Source organism: Micromonospora sp. AMSO31t (assembly GCF_008868175.1).
Lineage (GTDB): Bacteria > Actinomycetota > Actinomycetes > Mycobacteriales > Micromonosporaceae > Micromonospora.
In genome coordinates this window covers 1-13,003 of sequence record NZ_WBKT01000162.1, presented here as the reverse complement: position 1 = coordinate 13,003, position 13,003 = coordinate 1, and the positions used below count along the sequence as shown (strand labels likewise).

Below are 13,003 nucleotides of genomic sequence, written 5' to 3'. Positions count from 1 at the left end.
TGGGGGGTTTGGGGCCGGGTTCCTGCTCGGTGATTTCGCCGGAGCGCTGCTCCCGGTCGCCGAACGACTGGCGGACCAGGCGGTTGGCGTCCTCCTGGTCGATGCCGGAGGCCACCAGGAGGTCGCTCGCCGTGGTCCGCACCTGGGCGATCACCACGCTGCCGGAGAATCCCACCCCCTCGGCGTACGCCCGGCCGGCCTCGCTGACCGCGCGTAGCGACCGTTCCCGGGCCTTCTCCGGCTCCTCGCCGACGGCGAACTCGTGCCGCAGCAGGCGGACCGACTCGGCCAGGTGGGCGATCGAGTCGGGCATCGGCTCCGGGATCGGCTCCTCGTCCTCGATCATGGTGACGGAGCGGCGGATGAGCGTGCCGCTGTTCCGCATGGCCCGGTCGATCGGCTCCGCCGCCTCGGCGTAGTGGGTCAGCTCGTCCCGCCGGTGCCAGCGGGCCGGCGAGATGGTGGCGGTCTCCCTGGCGCCCTCGATGGCCTCGGACAGCGCGGCCAGCTCCTCCTTGTTCTCCCGGAGCCGGAACAGCGCCTGCTGGGCCGTCCCCCGGTCCCTGCTGCGCAGCGCCTCCGCGCAGATGTCCAGCTGCCCGGCGAGCAGGTCCAGCGCCGGCCGGGCCGCTCGGTTGATCACGCGGAGCGGGTTGAGTGGCAGCAGGATCGCGGTGACCAGCAGCGCGATGCCGCCGCCGATGAAGGCGTCGACGAAGCGGGGGATCTCCAGGTTCTGCGTCGACGGGCTCAGCGTCACGATCAGCACCGCGGTGGCCGCCGCCTGGATCACGATGGCGACGCTCGCCCCGGCGAAGACGGTCAGCAGGATCGCCGCCGTGACCACCAGGCCGAGCTGCCAGGCGCCGGTGCCGAGGAAGTAGATGAGCAGGTCGCCGACGAAGACCCCGACCGCCACCCCGAGGATCAGCTCGACGGTCCGGCGAAACCGCTGGCCGACCGAGGCGGCCAGGGTGCCCACCGCCGAGATCGGCGCGAACACCGGCTGCGGATTCTTCAGCAGCACATGGGAGACCAGGTAGGCCAGCCCGGCCGCGAGACCCGCCTGGACCGCCAGGCCGCCCGCCGTGCGCACCCGGTGCAGCCGGTCGTGCAGGGTGGCCCTGCTCCGGTGCCGGAGCTGCTCCACGGCCTCGGAGATCCGAGCCCCGTCGACGTCGACCAGTCCCTGGCGCAGCGCGGTACGCCGGAAGAACGGCGGTCGTCGGTCCCGGGCCACGGCCATGGCCGGGACTACCCGTCCCGCCTGCGCTGAATCCTCGGCACCCGGGTGGTGCAGACTGCACGGGGTGGACGAGCTGATCGATCGGTGGCGGAACGCGGCCCGGGCGGCGGGGGCGACCGACCCCGCCGCCGTCGAGCGGGGCGGGGCACGGCTGCTGGCCGGCTGGCGGGAGCCGCACCGGCACTACCACACGGTGAGCCACCTGCGGGCCGTGCTCGACGTGGTCGACGCGTACGCCGGGTCGGCCCGCCGCCCGGATCTGGTCCGGCTGGCGGCGTGGTGCCACGACGCGGTCTACGACCCGCGGGCCGGCGGCGACGCCAACGAGCGGGCCAGCGCCGAGCTGGGCGGGGACCTCCTCGCCGCCGCCGGGCTGCCGGCGGACGCGGTCACCGGGGTACGCCGGCTGGTGCTGCTCACCGCCGGCCACGCGGTCGGGCCGGACGACCCGGACGGGGCCCTGCTCTGCGATGCCGACCTGGCGATCCTGGCCGCGGTGCCCGCCGACTACGACCGCTACGCCGCCGCGGTCCGCCGGGAGTACACCCACGTCGCCGATCCGGACTTCCGCGCCGGCCGGGCCGCCGTGCTGACCGGCCTGCTGGCCCTCCCCGCGCTCTACCGGCTTCCCGAGCCGCGCACCCGCTGGGAGTCCCGGGCCCGCGCCAACCTCACCCGGGAACTCGCGACCCTGCGCTGATCCCGGGGCCCCGCGGCGTCACCGGACCGCCGGGGGCGGGGACCGCGCGGGGCTTGGGGCGGCGCAGGTCGGCGGCGCGGAGCAGGCGCACGATCTCGCGGGACGGGACGAGTCGGGCGCCCAGCCAGACGGCCATCGGGACGCGGTCGGCCGGAAGGTCGTAGTGGTCCCGGTCGAAGCCGCGCCGGGGCAGGCCCAGCGCCTCGGCGAAGGCGTGCAGCTCGGCGTACGAGACATCGCTGACCAGGTGCGACCAGAGCCGCCCCCGCCAGGGCACCGCGGGCGGGTCCAGGTAGAGCATGGCGACCAACGGTACGCCCGGTTGGTCATCCCCGCCGGCACGACCTAGCCTTCCCGGCATGGCCGCCCATCCGCTCCTCGACGACCTGCGGACCGCTCTCGGTGACGCCGCCGTGCTGACCGACCCCGACCTGCTCGCGAACCACGCGCGGGACGAGGCCGACCTGTGCGAGGCGGGCACCCCGCTGGTGGTCGTCCGCCCGCGCGACACCGCGGGGGTGGCGGCGGTGGTCCGCGCGGCGGCCCGGCACGGCGTACCGGTGGTGCCGCAGGGGGCGCGCACCGGGCTGGCCGGCGCGGCGAACGCGGTGGACGGCGCGGTGGTGCTGAGCACCGTGGCGATGGACCGGATCCTGGAGGTCGACCCGGTCAGCCGCATCGCCGTGGTGCAGCCCGGCGTGGTCAACGCGACGCTGGCCGGGGCGGTCCGCGAGCACGGCCTCTGGTACCCGCCCGACCCCGGCTCCTGGGAGTCCTCCACCATCGGCGGCAACGTGGCCACCAACGCCGGTGGGATGTGCTGCGTGAAGTACGGCGTGACCACCGAGTACGTGCTCGGTCTGGAGGTGGTGCTCGCCTCCGGCGAGGTGCTGCGCACCGGCCGCCGCACCGCCAAGGGCGTCGCCGGCTACGACCTGACCCGGCTCTTCGTCGGCTCGGAGGGCACCCTCGGCGTGATCACCGAGGTGACCGTGGCCCTGCGCCCGGCTCCCGAGGAGTCGCTGACCCTGGTCGCGGTCTTCCCCACCACGGCCGCGGCCGGCACCGCCGTCGCCGGGATCGCCGCGCGCGGGCTCACCCCCAGCCTGCTGGAACTGCTGGACCGCACCCACCTGCGGGCCATCGAGGCGTACCGGCCGATGGGCCTGCGGACCGACGCGCAGGCGCTGCTGCTGGCGGCCGTGGACACCGGCTCCCGGGCCGCCGACGACCTGGCCCGGCTCGCCGAGGTGTGCACGGCGGCCGGGGCCGACGAGGTCTACGCCGCCACCGACGCGGCCGAGGCGGCCGCCCTGCTCCAGGCGCGGCGGCTGGCCCACCCGGCCATGGAGAAGTTCGCCGCGGACGCGTTTCCCGGCGGCAACGGCGGCCTGGTCATCGACGACGTGGCGGTGCCGCGGGGTGCGCTGGCGGCACTGCTCGACGGGGTCGCCCGCATCGCCGAGGAGTGCGCCGTGCCGATCGGCGTGGTGGGCCACGCCGGGGACGGCAACATGCACCCGAACATCGTGGTCGACCGGGCCGACCCGGCCAGCCTGGCGCGCGGCCGGCGGGCCTTCGACGAGATCATGCGGCTCGGGCTGGAGCTGGGCGGCACCTGCACCGGCGAGCACGGCGTCGGCCTGCTCAAGCGGGACTGGCTGGCCCGCGAGATCGGCCCGGTCGGCGTCCGCGTGCACCAGGCGATCAGGGCCGCGCTGGACCCGGCGGGGCTGTTCAACCCCGACAAGGTGTGCTGACGCTCAGCCCTTGTCCTCGGCCGGGGTGGCCTGGGTGATCAGCAGCAGGACCTGGTAGGCCACCGGCGGCTTCGGCTCGCCCGGACAGTCCTGGATGGTGATGGTCAGCCCCGGCGGGATGAGCAGGGTCGAGGTCAGGGCGTCGATGCAGCCCTGCTTGTAGTGCCGGGCCTCGTCGGTCTCCCGCGCCAGGGCCGGATCGGCGAGCATGCCCTGCAACCGCTGCGTCTGCTCGGGGGTGAACGCACCGGTCGAGTCGACCCCGTCGCCCGCGCAGTCGCGGCACTGCCACCGCCCGGCCGGGTCCACCTCCAGGGTGCGCGGCGGCCCGCCCGACCCGACCTGCTGCACCAGCGAGACCCGCCGCCCGTCCGGCGTCGGCGGGGCGGCGCTCTCCTTGCCCGGTGTGGTGGCACCCTCGGCCCGACCGAACAGCGAGCAGCCGGACAGGGCGACCGCCAGCAGGACGCCGACGGACACAGCACGGACGCGCGACCAGGATGGGCGAACCACGCGGGGAAACCTACACTTCCGTAGGTAAGCCCGGAACCCTCCGGACCGACGTTACCCGCGGGTCACCGCGACGGCAGTTCCACGCTGTCGCCGTCGCTGCCCCGGTCCGCCGCGAAGCCCCGCACGTCCGGCGCGCCCAGCCGGGCCGCGTCGGCCGCCACGTCGTCCGCCATCAGCTGCGACTGCCGCTCGGCCTCCACCCGGGCCCGGTAGTGGGCCACCTCGCGGGCGCGGGTCACCTCGTCCCAACCCAGCACCGCACCCATCAGCTCGGCGGCGTGCTCCGCCGACTCCAGGCCGCGGTGGCTGGTCTCGATGGAGATCCGGGTACGCCGGGTCAGCACGTCCTCCAGGTGCAGCGCCCCCTCGGCGCGGGCCGCGTACGTCACCTCGGCGGCCAGGTATTCCGGTGCGCCGGCCAGCGGGGACCCGAGCAGCGGATCGGCGTCGACCAGGGCGAGCAGGTCGAGGGTGAGGGTGCCGTAGCGCTCCAGCAGGTGCTCGACCACCCCGACCGGCACCCCGTGCCGGCGGGCCAGGTCGGCCCGGTCCCGCCACATGGCCGCGTACCCGTCGGCGCCGAGGAGCGGCAGGTCGGCCGTGCGCGACGGGCGGGTCCAGCCCAGCCGGTGCACCGCCCGGTCGACCACGTCGGAGGCCATCACCCGGTAGGTCGTGTACTTGCCGCCGGCCACCAGCAGCAGCCCGAGCATCGGCTCGATGACCGCGTGCTCCCGGGAGAGCTTCGAGGTGGAATCCGCCTCGCCGGCCAGCAGGGGGCGCAGCCCGGCGTAGACGCCCTCGATGTCGGCCGTGGTCAGGGGGCGGTCCAGGACCGTGTTGACACGATCCAGCAGGTAGTCGATGTCCTTGGCGGTGGCCGCCGGGTGGGACCGGTCCAGCCGCCAGTCGGTGTCGGTGGTGCCGATGATCCAGTGGCCGCCCCACGGGATGACGAACAGCACGCTCGTGGCGGTACGCAGGATCAGGCCGGCCTCACCGGTGATCGCCGAGCGGGGCACCACCAGGTGCACGCCCTTGGAGGCCCGGACCCGGAAGCCGGGGCGCAGCCCGACGTCGTTGAGCATCCGGGACATGTCGTCGCTCCACACGCCGGTCGCGGCGATCACCGTGCGGGCGTGTACCTCGAACTCGGCGTCCGGCGAGCCGGCCGGTGCCTCCAGGTCGCGGACCCGTACCCCGGTGACCTCCCGGGCCTGCCGGATCAGGCCGACCGCCCGGGCGCTGGTCACCACGGTCGCGCCGAGGCTCGCGGCGGTGCGCGCCAGGGTCACCACCAGGCGGGCGTCGTCGACCTGGCCGTCGTAGTAGCGGATCGCGCCGGCCAGCTTGTCGGGCCGCAGGCTCGGGAAGATCCGGTGGGCGCCCTCCCGGGTCAGGTGCCGGTGCAGCGGCATGCCGCGCCCGCCGCCGAACAGCCCGGCGAAGACGTCGTAGGCGGCGACGCCGGCTCCGTAGTAGGAGCGGCGGAAGAGCCGGCGGGGCAGGTCGCGCAACCCGCCCTCGGCGGGCAGCGGGACCAGGATCGGCACCGGGCGCACCAGGTGCGGGGCGAGCCGGGTGGCGAGCAGCCCGCGCTCGGTCAGCGCCTCGTGCACCAGGTGGAACTCCAGCTGTTCCAGGTAGCGCAGGCCGCCGTGGATCAGCTTGCTGGACCGGCTGGAGGTGCCGGCGGCGTGGTCGCGCGCCTCCACCAGGGCCACCTTCAGGCCGCGCGACGCGGCGTCGAGCGCGGCGCCCGCACCGGTCACGCCACCGCCGATGACCAGCACGTCGAACCGCTCGGCGCGGAGTCGGCGCAGGTCATCGGCGCGGCGCTCGGCGGAGAGCTGACCGGCCGCGGATCGGGACACGTTAGGGTCGCGCACCTGTCCACCGTAACCGGCGCCGCACTCCGGCGGCAGGCACCCGCCGCGCCGTACGGTGAGGGCCATGCAGCCGGGCCTACCCACCGCTCCCGTCCCTCCGTTCCCTCCCCCTCGCCCCGGCACCGGGCCGTGGCCGGTGGTCGCCGCGGCGATGACCGGCGTCTGGGCCGTGCTGGTCACGGTGCCCGGCCAGCTCGTCGGCTGGGTGGTCGACCAGTTGGTGCTGGTCTCCGGCCTGGACCGTTCGGTGGCCGTCTGGCCGGTGGTCGCGCTGGTCACCGTGCTGCTGGTGGGCGCGCCCACGCTGGCGCTCGCGCTGCTGCCCCGCTCCCCCGCGATCCGGGCGACCGGCCGCGCCTGGCTGGCCGGCACGCTCGTGCTCGGCGCGCTGACCCTGCTCCGCGCGCTGCCGCCGGTGCACCACGAGGCGTACCTGGCGGCACTGGCCGCGACCGCCGCGCTGGGCGCGCTGGCTCTCGGGTGGCTGGCCCGCCGCAGGTCCACCCCGCCGGTGCCGGCCGGCACGCCGGCCGGTCCCGGTGGCCGCGGAGGGCGGTTCGGGCCGGTGACGCTGCTGGCGGTGGCCGCCGGGCTCGCCTCGCTGCTGCCCTGGGCGTGGGTGGGCGCGCTGGGCGGCACCCTGGAGACCCTGCTCGCCGGCCTGGCCGCCGCCGCGCTCGGCGCGCTCGCCGGCGTGCTCCTCGGCCCCGCGTTCTGGGCCGCGTTCGCGGTCGGCGCGCCGCCCCGGCCGGCCCGGCTGGTGCTGGTCGGCGGGCTGGTCGCCGGGGTGACCCTGGCGCTGCTGGGCGCCGGGGCCGGTCAGTCCGGCGCGCAACTGCCGGGCCTGCTCCTGCTGCCACCGCTCGGCTTCGTGCTGGGCGCGTTGGAGGCGGCGGCCCGGCACGCCGGCCGGCCGGCCGGGCGCCGGCCGGTGCGCTGGCTGGTCGGCCTCGCGCTGCTGGGCCCGCTGGCGTTCACCGACCCGGAGGAGGTCACGGTCCTGCTGGCGACCACCCGCGACGTCCCGTTCTGGGTCGCGGTCGCGACGGGCGTCGCGTTCGCCGTCGCGGTCCTGCTCGCCGTCGGGTACGGCGTGCTGCTGGCCCGGCCCCGCGCCCGCGCGCCCCGGCGGGGCCTGGCCGGGCTGACGGCCGGCGCCGTGCTCGCCGCCCTCGTCGTGGTGTACGCCGTCCCCGGCCAGCCCGGCCTGCACGGCGAGCGCCTGCTGGTGGTGCTCCACGAGCAGGCCGACCTCACCGGAATCCCCGCCGGGGCGCCCGGTCGCGCCGGCCGGGACGCCCGGGCGGCCGAGGTCTACCGGCGGTTGGTGGCCACGGCCGAACGCAGCCAGGGCGACCTGCGCCGCGAGCTGGACCGGCTGCGCCTGCATCCGACGCCGTACTACCTGGTCAACGCCATCGAGACGGACGGCGGGCCGGCGGGCCGGGCCTGGCTCGCCGGCCGGCCGGAGGTGGCCCGGGTGCTGATCAGCCAGCGGCTGCGCCCGCTGCCGGCGGCGGCGCCCCCGATCCGGGGCGACGTGCCGGCGCCGACCGGCCCGACCTGGAACGTCTCGCTGGTCGGCGCGGACCGGGTCTGGTCGGAGCTGGGCGTGACCGGCGCGGGCGTGGTCGTGGGCAGTTCGGACTCCGGAGTGGACGGCCGGCACCCGGCCCTGGCCGCCGGATTCCGGGGCGGCGACGACTCCTGGTACGACCCCTGGGAGCACCGCCCGACGCCGGCCGACCGGGGCGGCCACGGCACGCACACGGTGGGCAGCGCGGTGGGCCGGAACGGGATCGGGGTGGCCCCGGGCGCGAGCTGGGTCGGCTGCGTCAACCTCGACCGCAACCTGGGCAGCCCGGCGCGCTACCTGGACTGCCTGCAGTTCATGCTGGCCCCGTTCCCGCCCGGCGGGAATCCGCTCACCGACGGGCGGCCGCACCGGGCCCCGGACGTGCTGACCAACTCGTGGGGCTGCCCGCCGGTCGAGGGCTGCGACCCGGGGGCGCTGCGCCCGGCGACCGCCGCGCTGGCCGCGGCCGGCATCCTGGTCGTGGCCGCCGCCGGCAACACCGGCCCGCACTGCGGCTCGATCGCCGACCCGCCGGCGCCGTACCCGGACGTGCTCACGGTCGGCGCGGTCGACCGGGCCCGCCGGCTCACCGAGTTCTCCAGCCGGGGGCCGGCGGCCGGGGGCGCCGCCAAGCCGGACCTGGTCGCGCCGGGCGCCGGGGTGCCGTCGGCGTACCCCGGGGGCGGTTACGCCACCCTGGACGGCACCTCGATGGCGACCCCGCAGGTGGCCGGCGTGGTGGCGCTCATGTGGTCGGCCAACCCGGCGCTGGTCGGCGACCTGGACCGCACCCGGCGCATCCTCACCGACACGGCCACACCGGCCGGGGCGCCCGCCGGCGCGCCCTGCGGCGGCGCCCGGAACCTGGTCGGCGCGGGTCTGGTCGACGCGTACGCGGCGGTCCGCGCCGCGCGGGGTGCGGACCTCGGTTAACAACCCTGTCCATTGACCGGCGGATGACCTAGGGTCGCGTCCATGGACGTGGAGATCATCGAGCTGGGTCCGGACCGCCTGGCCGAGGTCGTCGACCTCTGCTGCCGCGCCCTGGATCTGCCGGAGGACGCCGCCGAGGCGCCGGCCATCGTGGCCACCCTCGCCGACCGCGCGGCGGCCGACCGGCCGGTGCTGCGGCTCGGCGCGGTCCGCGGCGGCACGCTGGTCGGGGTGCTGGTCGGCTCGCTGTCCGCGCGCGATCCGCAGCTCGGTCACGTGGACCTCGTGGCGGTGGCCCCGGAGGAGCGCCGCCAGGGGCTCGGCGGGTCGCTGCTGGCGGAGGCGGAGGCCCGGCTCGCCGGGCTCGGCGCGGCCGAGCTGCTGCTGGCCGGGAACCCGCCGCACTACGCCTGGCCCGGCATCGACGTGCGCTACACCCCGGCGGTCTGCGCCGCGCTGCGGCTGGGCTACCGCCAGGACCGGACGGCCTGGAACATGACCGCCGACCTCGGCGAGGGCTCGGCGGCGCTGCGTTCCACGGAGGCCGCCGAGCAGCGGCTGGCCGGGCGGGGCGTGACCGTACGCCGGGCCGAACCGGCTGACCTGCCGGCGCTGGCCGAGTTCGCCCGCACCACCTTCGGTGGCACCTGGGACGGTGAGCTGGCCGGCTCGGTCGGCCGGCCGGACGCGGGCGCGCACCTGGCCGAGCGGGACGGCGAGATCCTCGGCTTCGCCGCGTACGGGTCGTCGCGGCCGAGCTGGTTCGGGCCGATGGGGACCGCGCCGGCGGCCGAGGGCTCGGGGATCGGCGGGGTGCTGCTCCGGCGCTGCCTGCGCGACCAGGCGGCGGCCGGGTTCGGGGCGGCGCAGATCGGCTGGGTGGGCCCGGTGCCGTTCTACTCGGGGGCCGCTGGCGCGCGGATCGAGCGGGTGTTCTTCCTGTACCGGAAGGCACTGAACGGACAGAAGTAATTAAAGTTACATAGACGGCAATAATGCCGTTCGGCCTCCTCTGTCATCGACCGGCCCCTACGGTCGGGGATTAGAGGAGGCGGGCATGACCACGGACGACGAACGGACCGACGACCAGCCGGCGAGCTGGCGACCGGTCGGCGAGCTTCCCGGCCAGCTGCCGTTCGACCGGCTCGACTTCGGCGACGCCGAACAGCTCGCGGAAATGACCGGGGCGGACGGGCCCTCGGCCGAGGAACCACTGCAACCGGTGGACGAACCGATCCGGCTCACACCGCCCTACGACCGGGCACACAAGCGACGCAACCAACGTCGACTGCCGACCTGAGACAGCAAAAGGGGGCGGACCGCTGACGCGGCCCGCCCCCTTTCGGCGTGCTGGGTGGAGCTGGACTCAGAAGTCCATCTCCCCGCCACCCGGGCCAGCCGGGGCGGCCGGGGTCTTCTCCGGCTTGTCCGCCACGACGGCCTCGGTGGTGAGGAACAGCGCGGCGATCGAGGCGGCGTTCTGCAGCGCGGAACGCGTCACCTTGGCCGGGTCGATGATGCCCGCGGCCAGCAGGTCCACGTACTCGCCGGTCGCGGCGTTGAGGCCGTGACCCGGGTCGAGGTTGCGGACCCGCTCGACGACGACGCCACCCTCGAGGCCGGCGTTGACGGCGATCTGCCGCAGCGGGGCGTCCAGCGCGATCTTGACGATCTGCGCGCCGGTCGCCTCGTCGCCGGCCAGGTCCAGCTTGTCGAAGGCGGTCTTGCCGGCCTGCACCAGCGCGACGCCACCACCCGGGACGATGCCCTCCTCGACGGCGGCCTTCGCGTTGCGGACGGCGTCCTCGATGCGGTGCTTGCGCTCCTTCAGCTCGACCTCGGTGGCCGCGCCGACCTTGATCACCGCAACACCGCCGGCCAGCTTGGCCAGACGCTCCTGCAGCTTCTCGCGGTCGTAGTCGGAGTCGCTCTTCTCGATCTCGGCCCGGATCTGGTTGACCCGGCCCTGGATCTGGTCGGCGTCGCCGGCACCGTCGACGATGGTGGTCTCGTCCTTGGTCACCACGACCTTGCGGGCGCGGCCCAGCATGTCGAGGCTGACGGCGTCGAGCTTGAGGCCGACCTCCTCGCTGATGACCTGACCACCGGTGAGGATGGCGATGTCGGCCAGCATGGCCTTGCGGCGGTCACCGAAGCCCGGCGCCTTGACGGCGACCGACTTGAAGGTGCCGCGGACCTTGTTGACCACCAGGGTCGCCAGGGCCTCGCCCTCGATGTCCTCGGAGATGATCAGCAGCGGCTTGCCCGACTGCATGACCTTCTCGAGGATCGGGAGCAGGTCCTTCACCGACGAGATCTTGCTGTTGACGATCAGGAGGTACGGGTCGTCGAAGACGGCCTCCATACGCTCCGGGTCGGTCATGAAGTAGGCGGAGATGTAGCCCTTGTCGAAGCGCATGCCCTCGGTGAGCTCGAGCTCGAGGCCGAAGGTGTTGCTCTCCTCGACGGTGATGACGCCTTCCTTGCCCACCTTGTCCATCGCCTCGGCGATGATCTCACCGACGCTGGGGTCAGCGGCGGAGATGGAGGCGGTGGAGGCGATCTGCTCCTTGGTCTCCACGTCCTTGGCGAGCTTCAGCAGCTCCTCCGAGACGTTGGCCACGGCGGCCTCGATGCCCCGCTTCAGGGCCATCGGGTTGGCGCCGGCGGCCACGTTGCGCAGGCCCTCACGGACCAGGGCCTGGGCCAGGACGGTCGCCGTCGTCGTGCCGTCACCGGCCACGTCGTCGGTCTTCTTCGCGACCTCCTTGACCAGCTCGGCGCCGATCTTCTCGTAGGGGTCCTCGAGCTCGATCTCCTTGGCGATGCTCACACCATCGTTGGTGATGGTGGGGGCACCCCACTTCTTCTCGAGCACGACGTTGCGGCCCTTGGGGCCGAGGGTCACCTTCACGGCGTCGGCGAGCTGGTTCATGCCCCGCTCGAGGCCGCGGCGCGCCTCTTCGTCGAACGCGATCATCTTGGCCATACGGCGTTGTCCTCCTGGACACTCACGGGCCACCCGAGGGTTCCCCGGATGGGCCGTCTGGTGTACGCACCTTGGGACGTCGCCACCTGGCGACGACGACGTCTCCTCGGTCGGGCCGGACAGCCCGCGACGACCGGCCCCGTGCCGCTCCGGCGCCATCTCGGCACCGGATCGGCCGTGGCCCTACCGCCCCGACCATTGGCACTCACCGTACGCGAGTGCCAATGACTTGTTTAGCACTCTCCCTAGCCGAGTGCAAGCACGCTGCCCCCGCTCAGCCGAGTTCCGCGGCCAGCCGGGCGGCGTTCACCGGGCCTTCGTGGGCCCGCTGTTCGGCGTAGGTGGCGACCAGCCCGACGAGCTGCGCCAGGTAGGCCGGTGTCGCCAGCACGGCGCCCACCACGGCCAGCGTCACCGCGCCCGCGGCGGTGCCCGGCGCGCCCATCGGGTCGACCCCGAAGACGAGCTGGTTGACCAGCCCCAGCACGCCGTCCAGCACGGCGGCGGCGACCAGCACGCAGATGACCAGCGCCACCCGCCCCAGCACCATGCCGAACCGCTGGTGGAACATCCGCCAGGCCCGGCCGATCGGCTCCTGCCGCTCGAACAGGTAGATCGGGCCGAACAGGGCGAATGCGAACGCCGCGTAGAGGCCGGGCAGCAGGCAGAAGCAGGCGCCGACCGTGATCAGCAGCGAGGCCACGATGGTCCAGCCCCAGAGGCCGAGGGCGCGTCGCACACCGTAGCGGAGCGCCGCGCCGACCCCGACCGGCTCCCCGGCCGCCTGGCGGGCGACCACCCAGGTGCCGGCGGCCCAGCCGGCGCTCTGCAGCGGGCCGAAGATCAGGGCGGCGAGGAGCACCGCGCCGTAGAAGGCGAACACGTGCTCGAAGTAGCCGCTGGGCAGCACCGGCGTGCCGTCCGCGCCGGTGACCGGCTGCTCCGTCGGGGCGAGGGCGAGGGAGATGACCGCGATCACCGTGGCCGGGACGGTCTGGGTGAGCAGCATGATCGGCAGGAGCTGCCGCCAGCCGCGCCGCAGCGCGCCCCCGCACCGGCTGAACCAGCCGCCGACGCCCGCGTGCGGCGGGGTGACCAGCGGATCCTGCGGGTCGAAACCCGGGTGCCAGCCGTACGGCTGGCCGGGCAGCGGGTAGCCGGGGTAGGCCGCGCCGGGCAGCGGAGCGCCACCGGCCGGCCCGGCCCAGCCCTGCGGCGGCCCGGCCGGGTACGCCGGGTAGGGGCCCCAGGGCTGCCCGGTCGGGTACGGGTCCCAGGGCTGCCCGGCCGGGTACGGGTCCCCGGGCTGGGCGGCGGCGCCGGGCTGGCCGGGTGCGGTGAACCCACCGGGACCGACCTGCGAGCCGGCCGGGGCGGACGGGCCGGCTCGCAGGTCG

General features: G+C 75.3%; 11 protein-coding genes. 5 read left to right on the top strand and 6 right to left on the bottom strand.

The annotated features are described in order from the left end of the window. Nucleotides 1-1,240 (bottom strand): aromatic acid exporter family protein (locus F8274_RS25675; RefSeq protein WP_225853976.1); only part of this gene is annotated, 1,240 nt, incomplete at its 3' end. Nucleotides 1,241-1,310: 70 nt separating this feature from the next. On the opposite strand from F8274_RS25675, the gene F8274_RS25670 reads away from it, so the two are divergent. Beyond that, entirely contained in the window at nt 1,311-1,946 is a 636-nt protein-coding gene (locus F8274_RS25670; RefSeq protein ID WP_151464933.1) for a metal-dependent phosphohydrolase, read from the top strand. Here the strand turns inward: F8274_RS25670 and F8274_RS25665 are convergent. Further along, on the bottom strand, nt 1,918-2,247 hold the full coding sequence (locus F8274_RS25665) for a DUF4031 domain-containing protein (protein ID WP_192579984.1): 330 nt from the start codon (nt 2,245-2,247) through the stop codon (nt 1,918-1,920). The two genes, F8274_RS25670 and F8274_RS25665, sit on opposite strands and share 29 nt — an antisense overlap. A 58-nt stretch (nt 2,248-2,305) precedes the next feature. On the opposite strand from F8274_RS25665, the gene F8274_RS25660 reads away from it, so the two are divergent. Then, nucleotides 2,306-3,706 (top strand): FAD-binding oxidoreductase, encoded by a 1,401-nt coding sequence (locus F8274_RS25660; protein ID WP_151464932.1) that lies wholly within the window; start codon nt 2,306-2,308, stop codon nt 3,704-3,706. Nucleotides 3,707-3,709: 3 nt separating this feature from the next. Here the strand turns inward: F8274_RS25660 and F8274_RS25655 are convergent, their stop codons facing one another. Continuing rightward, the gene (locus F8274_RS25655; RefSeq protein WP_225853975.1) at nt 3,710-4,186 is read right to left on the bottom strand and encodes a hypothetical protein; all 477 of its coding nucleotides are present in this window, start codon (nt 4,184-4,186) and stop codon (nt 3,710-3,712) included. Between the two features lie 95 nt (nt 4,187-4,281). Continuing rightward, nucleotides 4,282-6,093: a glycerol-3-phosphate dehydrogenase/oxidase gene (locus F8274_RS25650; protein WP_151464935.1), complete on the bottom strand. Its 1,812-nt coding sequence runs from the start codon at nt 6,091-6,093 to the stop codon at nt 4,282-4,284. Between the two features lie 79 nt (nt 6,094-6,172). Here F8274_RS25650 and F8274_RS25645 point away from each other — a divergent pair, with 79 nt between their 5' ends. From F8274_RS25645 to F8274_RS25635, 3 genes are all read left to right on the top strand, one after another. Further along, a complete protein-coding gene (locus tag F8274_RS25645; protein ID WP_151464930.1) occupies nt 6,173-8,617 on the top strand; it encodes a S8 family serine peptidase in 2,445 nt (814 codons plus the stop codon). A gap of 42 nt (nt 8,618-8,659) precedes the next feature. Then, the gene (locus tag F8274_RS25640; RefSeq protein WP_151464929.1) at nt 8,660-9,589 is read left to right on the top strand and encodes a GNAT family N-acetyltransferase; all 930 of its coding nucleotides are present in this window, start codon (nt 8,660-8,662) and stop codon (nt 9,587-9,589) included. Between the two features lie 85 nt (nt 9,590-9,674). Continuing rightward, nucleotides 9,675-9,917 (top strand): hypothetical protein, encoded by a 243-nt coding sequence (locus F8274_RS25635; RefSeq protein ID WP_151464928.1) that lies wholly within the window; start codon nt 9,675-9,677, stop codon nt 9,915-9,917. 66 nt (nt 9,918-9,983) lie between these two features. Here the strand turns inward: F8274_RS25635 and groL are convergent, their stop codons facing one another. Both groL and F8274_RS25625 read right to left on the bottom strand, forming a co-directional pair. Next, nucleotides 9,984-11,606: a chaperonin GroEL gene (gene groL / locus F8274_RS25630; protein WP_091317388.1), complete on the bottom strand. Its 1,623-nt coding sequence runs from the start codon at nt 11,604-11,606 to the stop codon at nt 9,984-9,986. Nucleotides 11,607-11,880: 274 nt separating this feature from the next. Continuing rightward, nucleotides 11,881-13,003, bottom strand: a 1,123-nt coding sequence (locus F8274_RS25625) for a hypothetical protein (RefSeq protein WP_225853974.1), incomplete at its 5' end; no start/stop codon positions are given.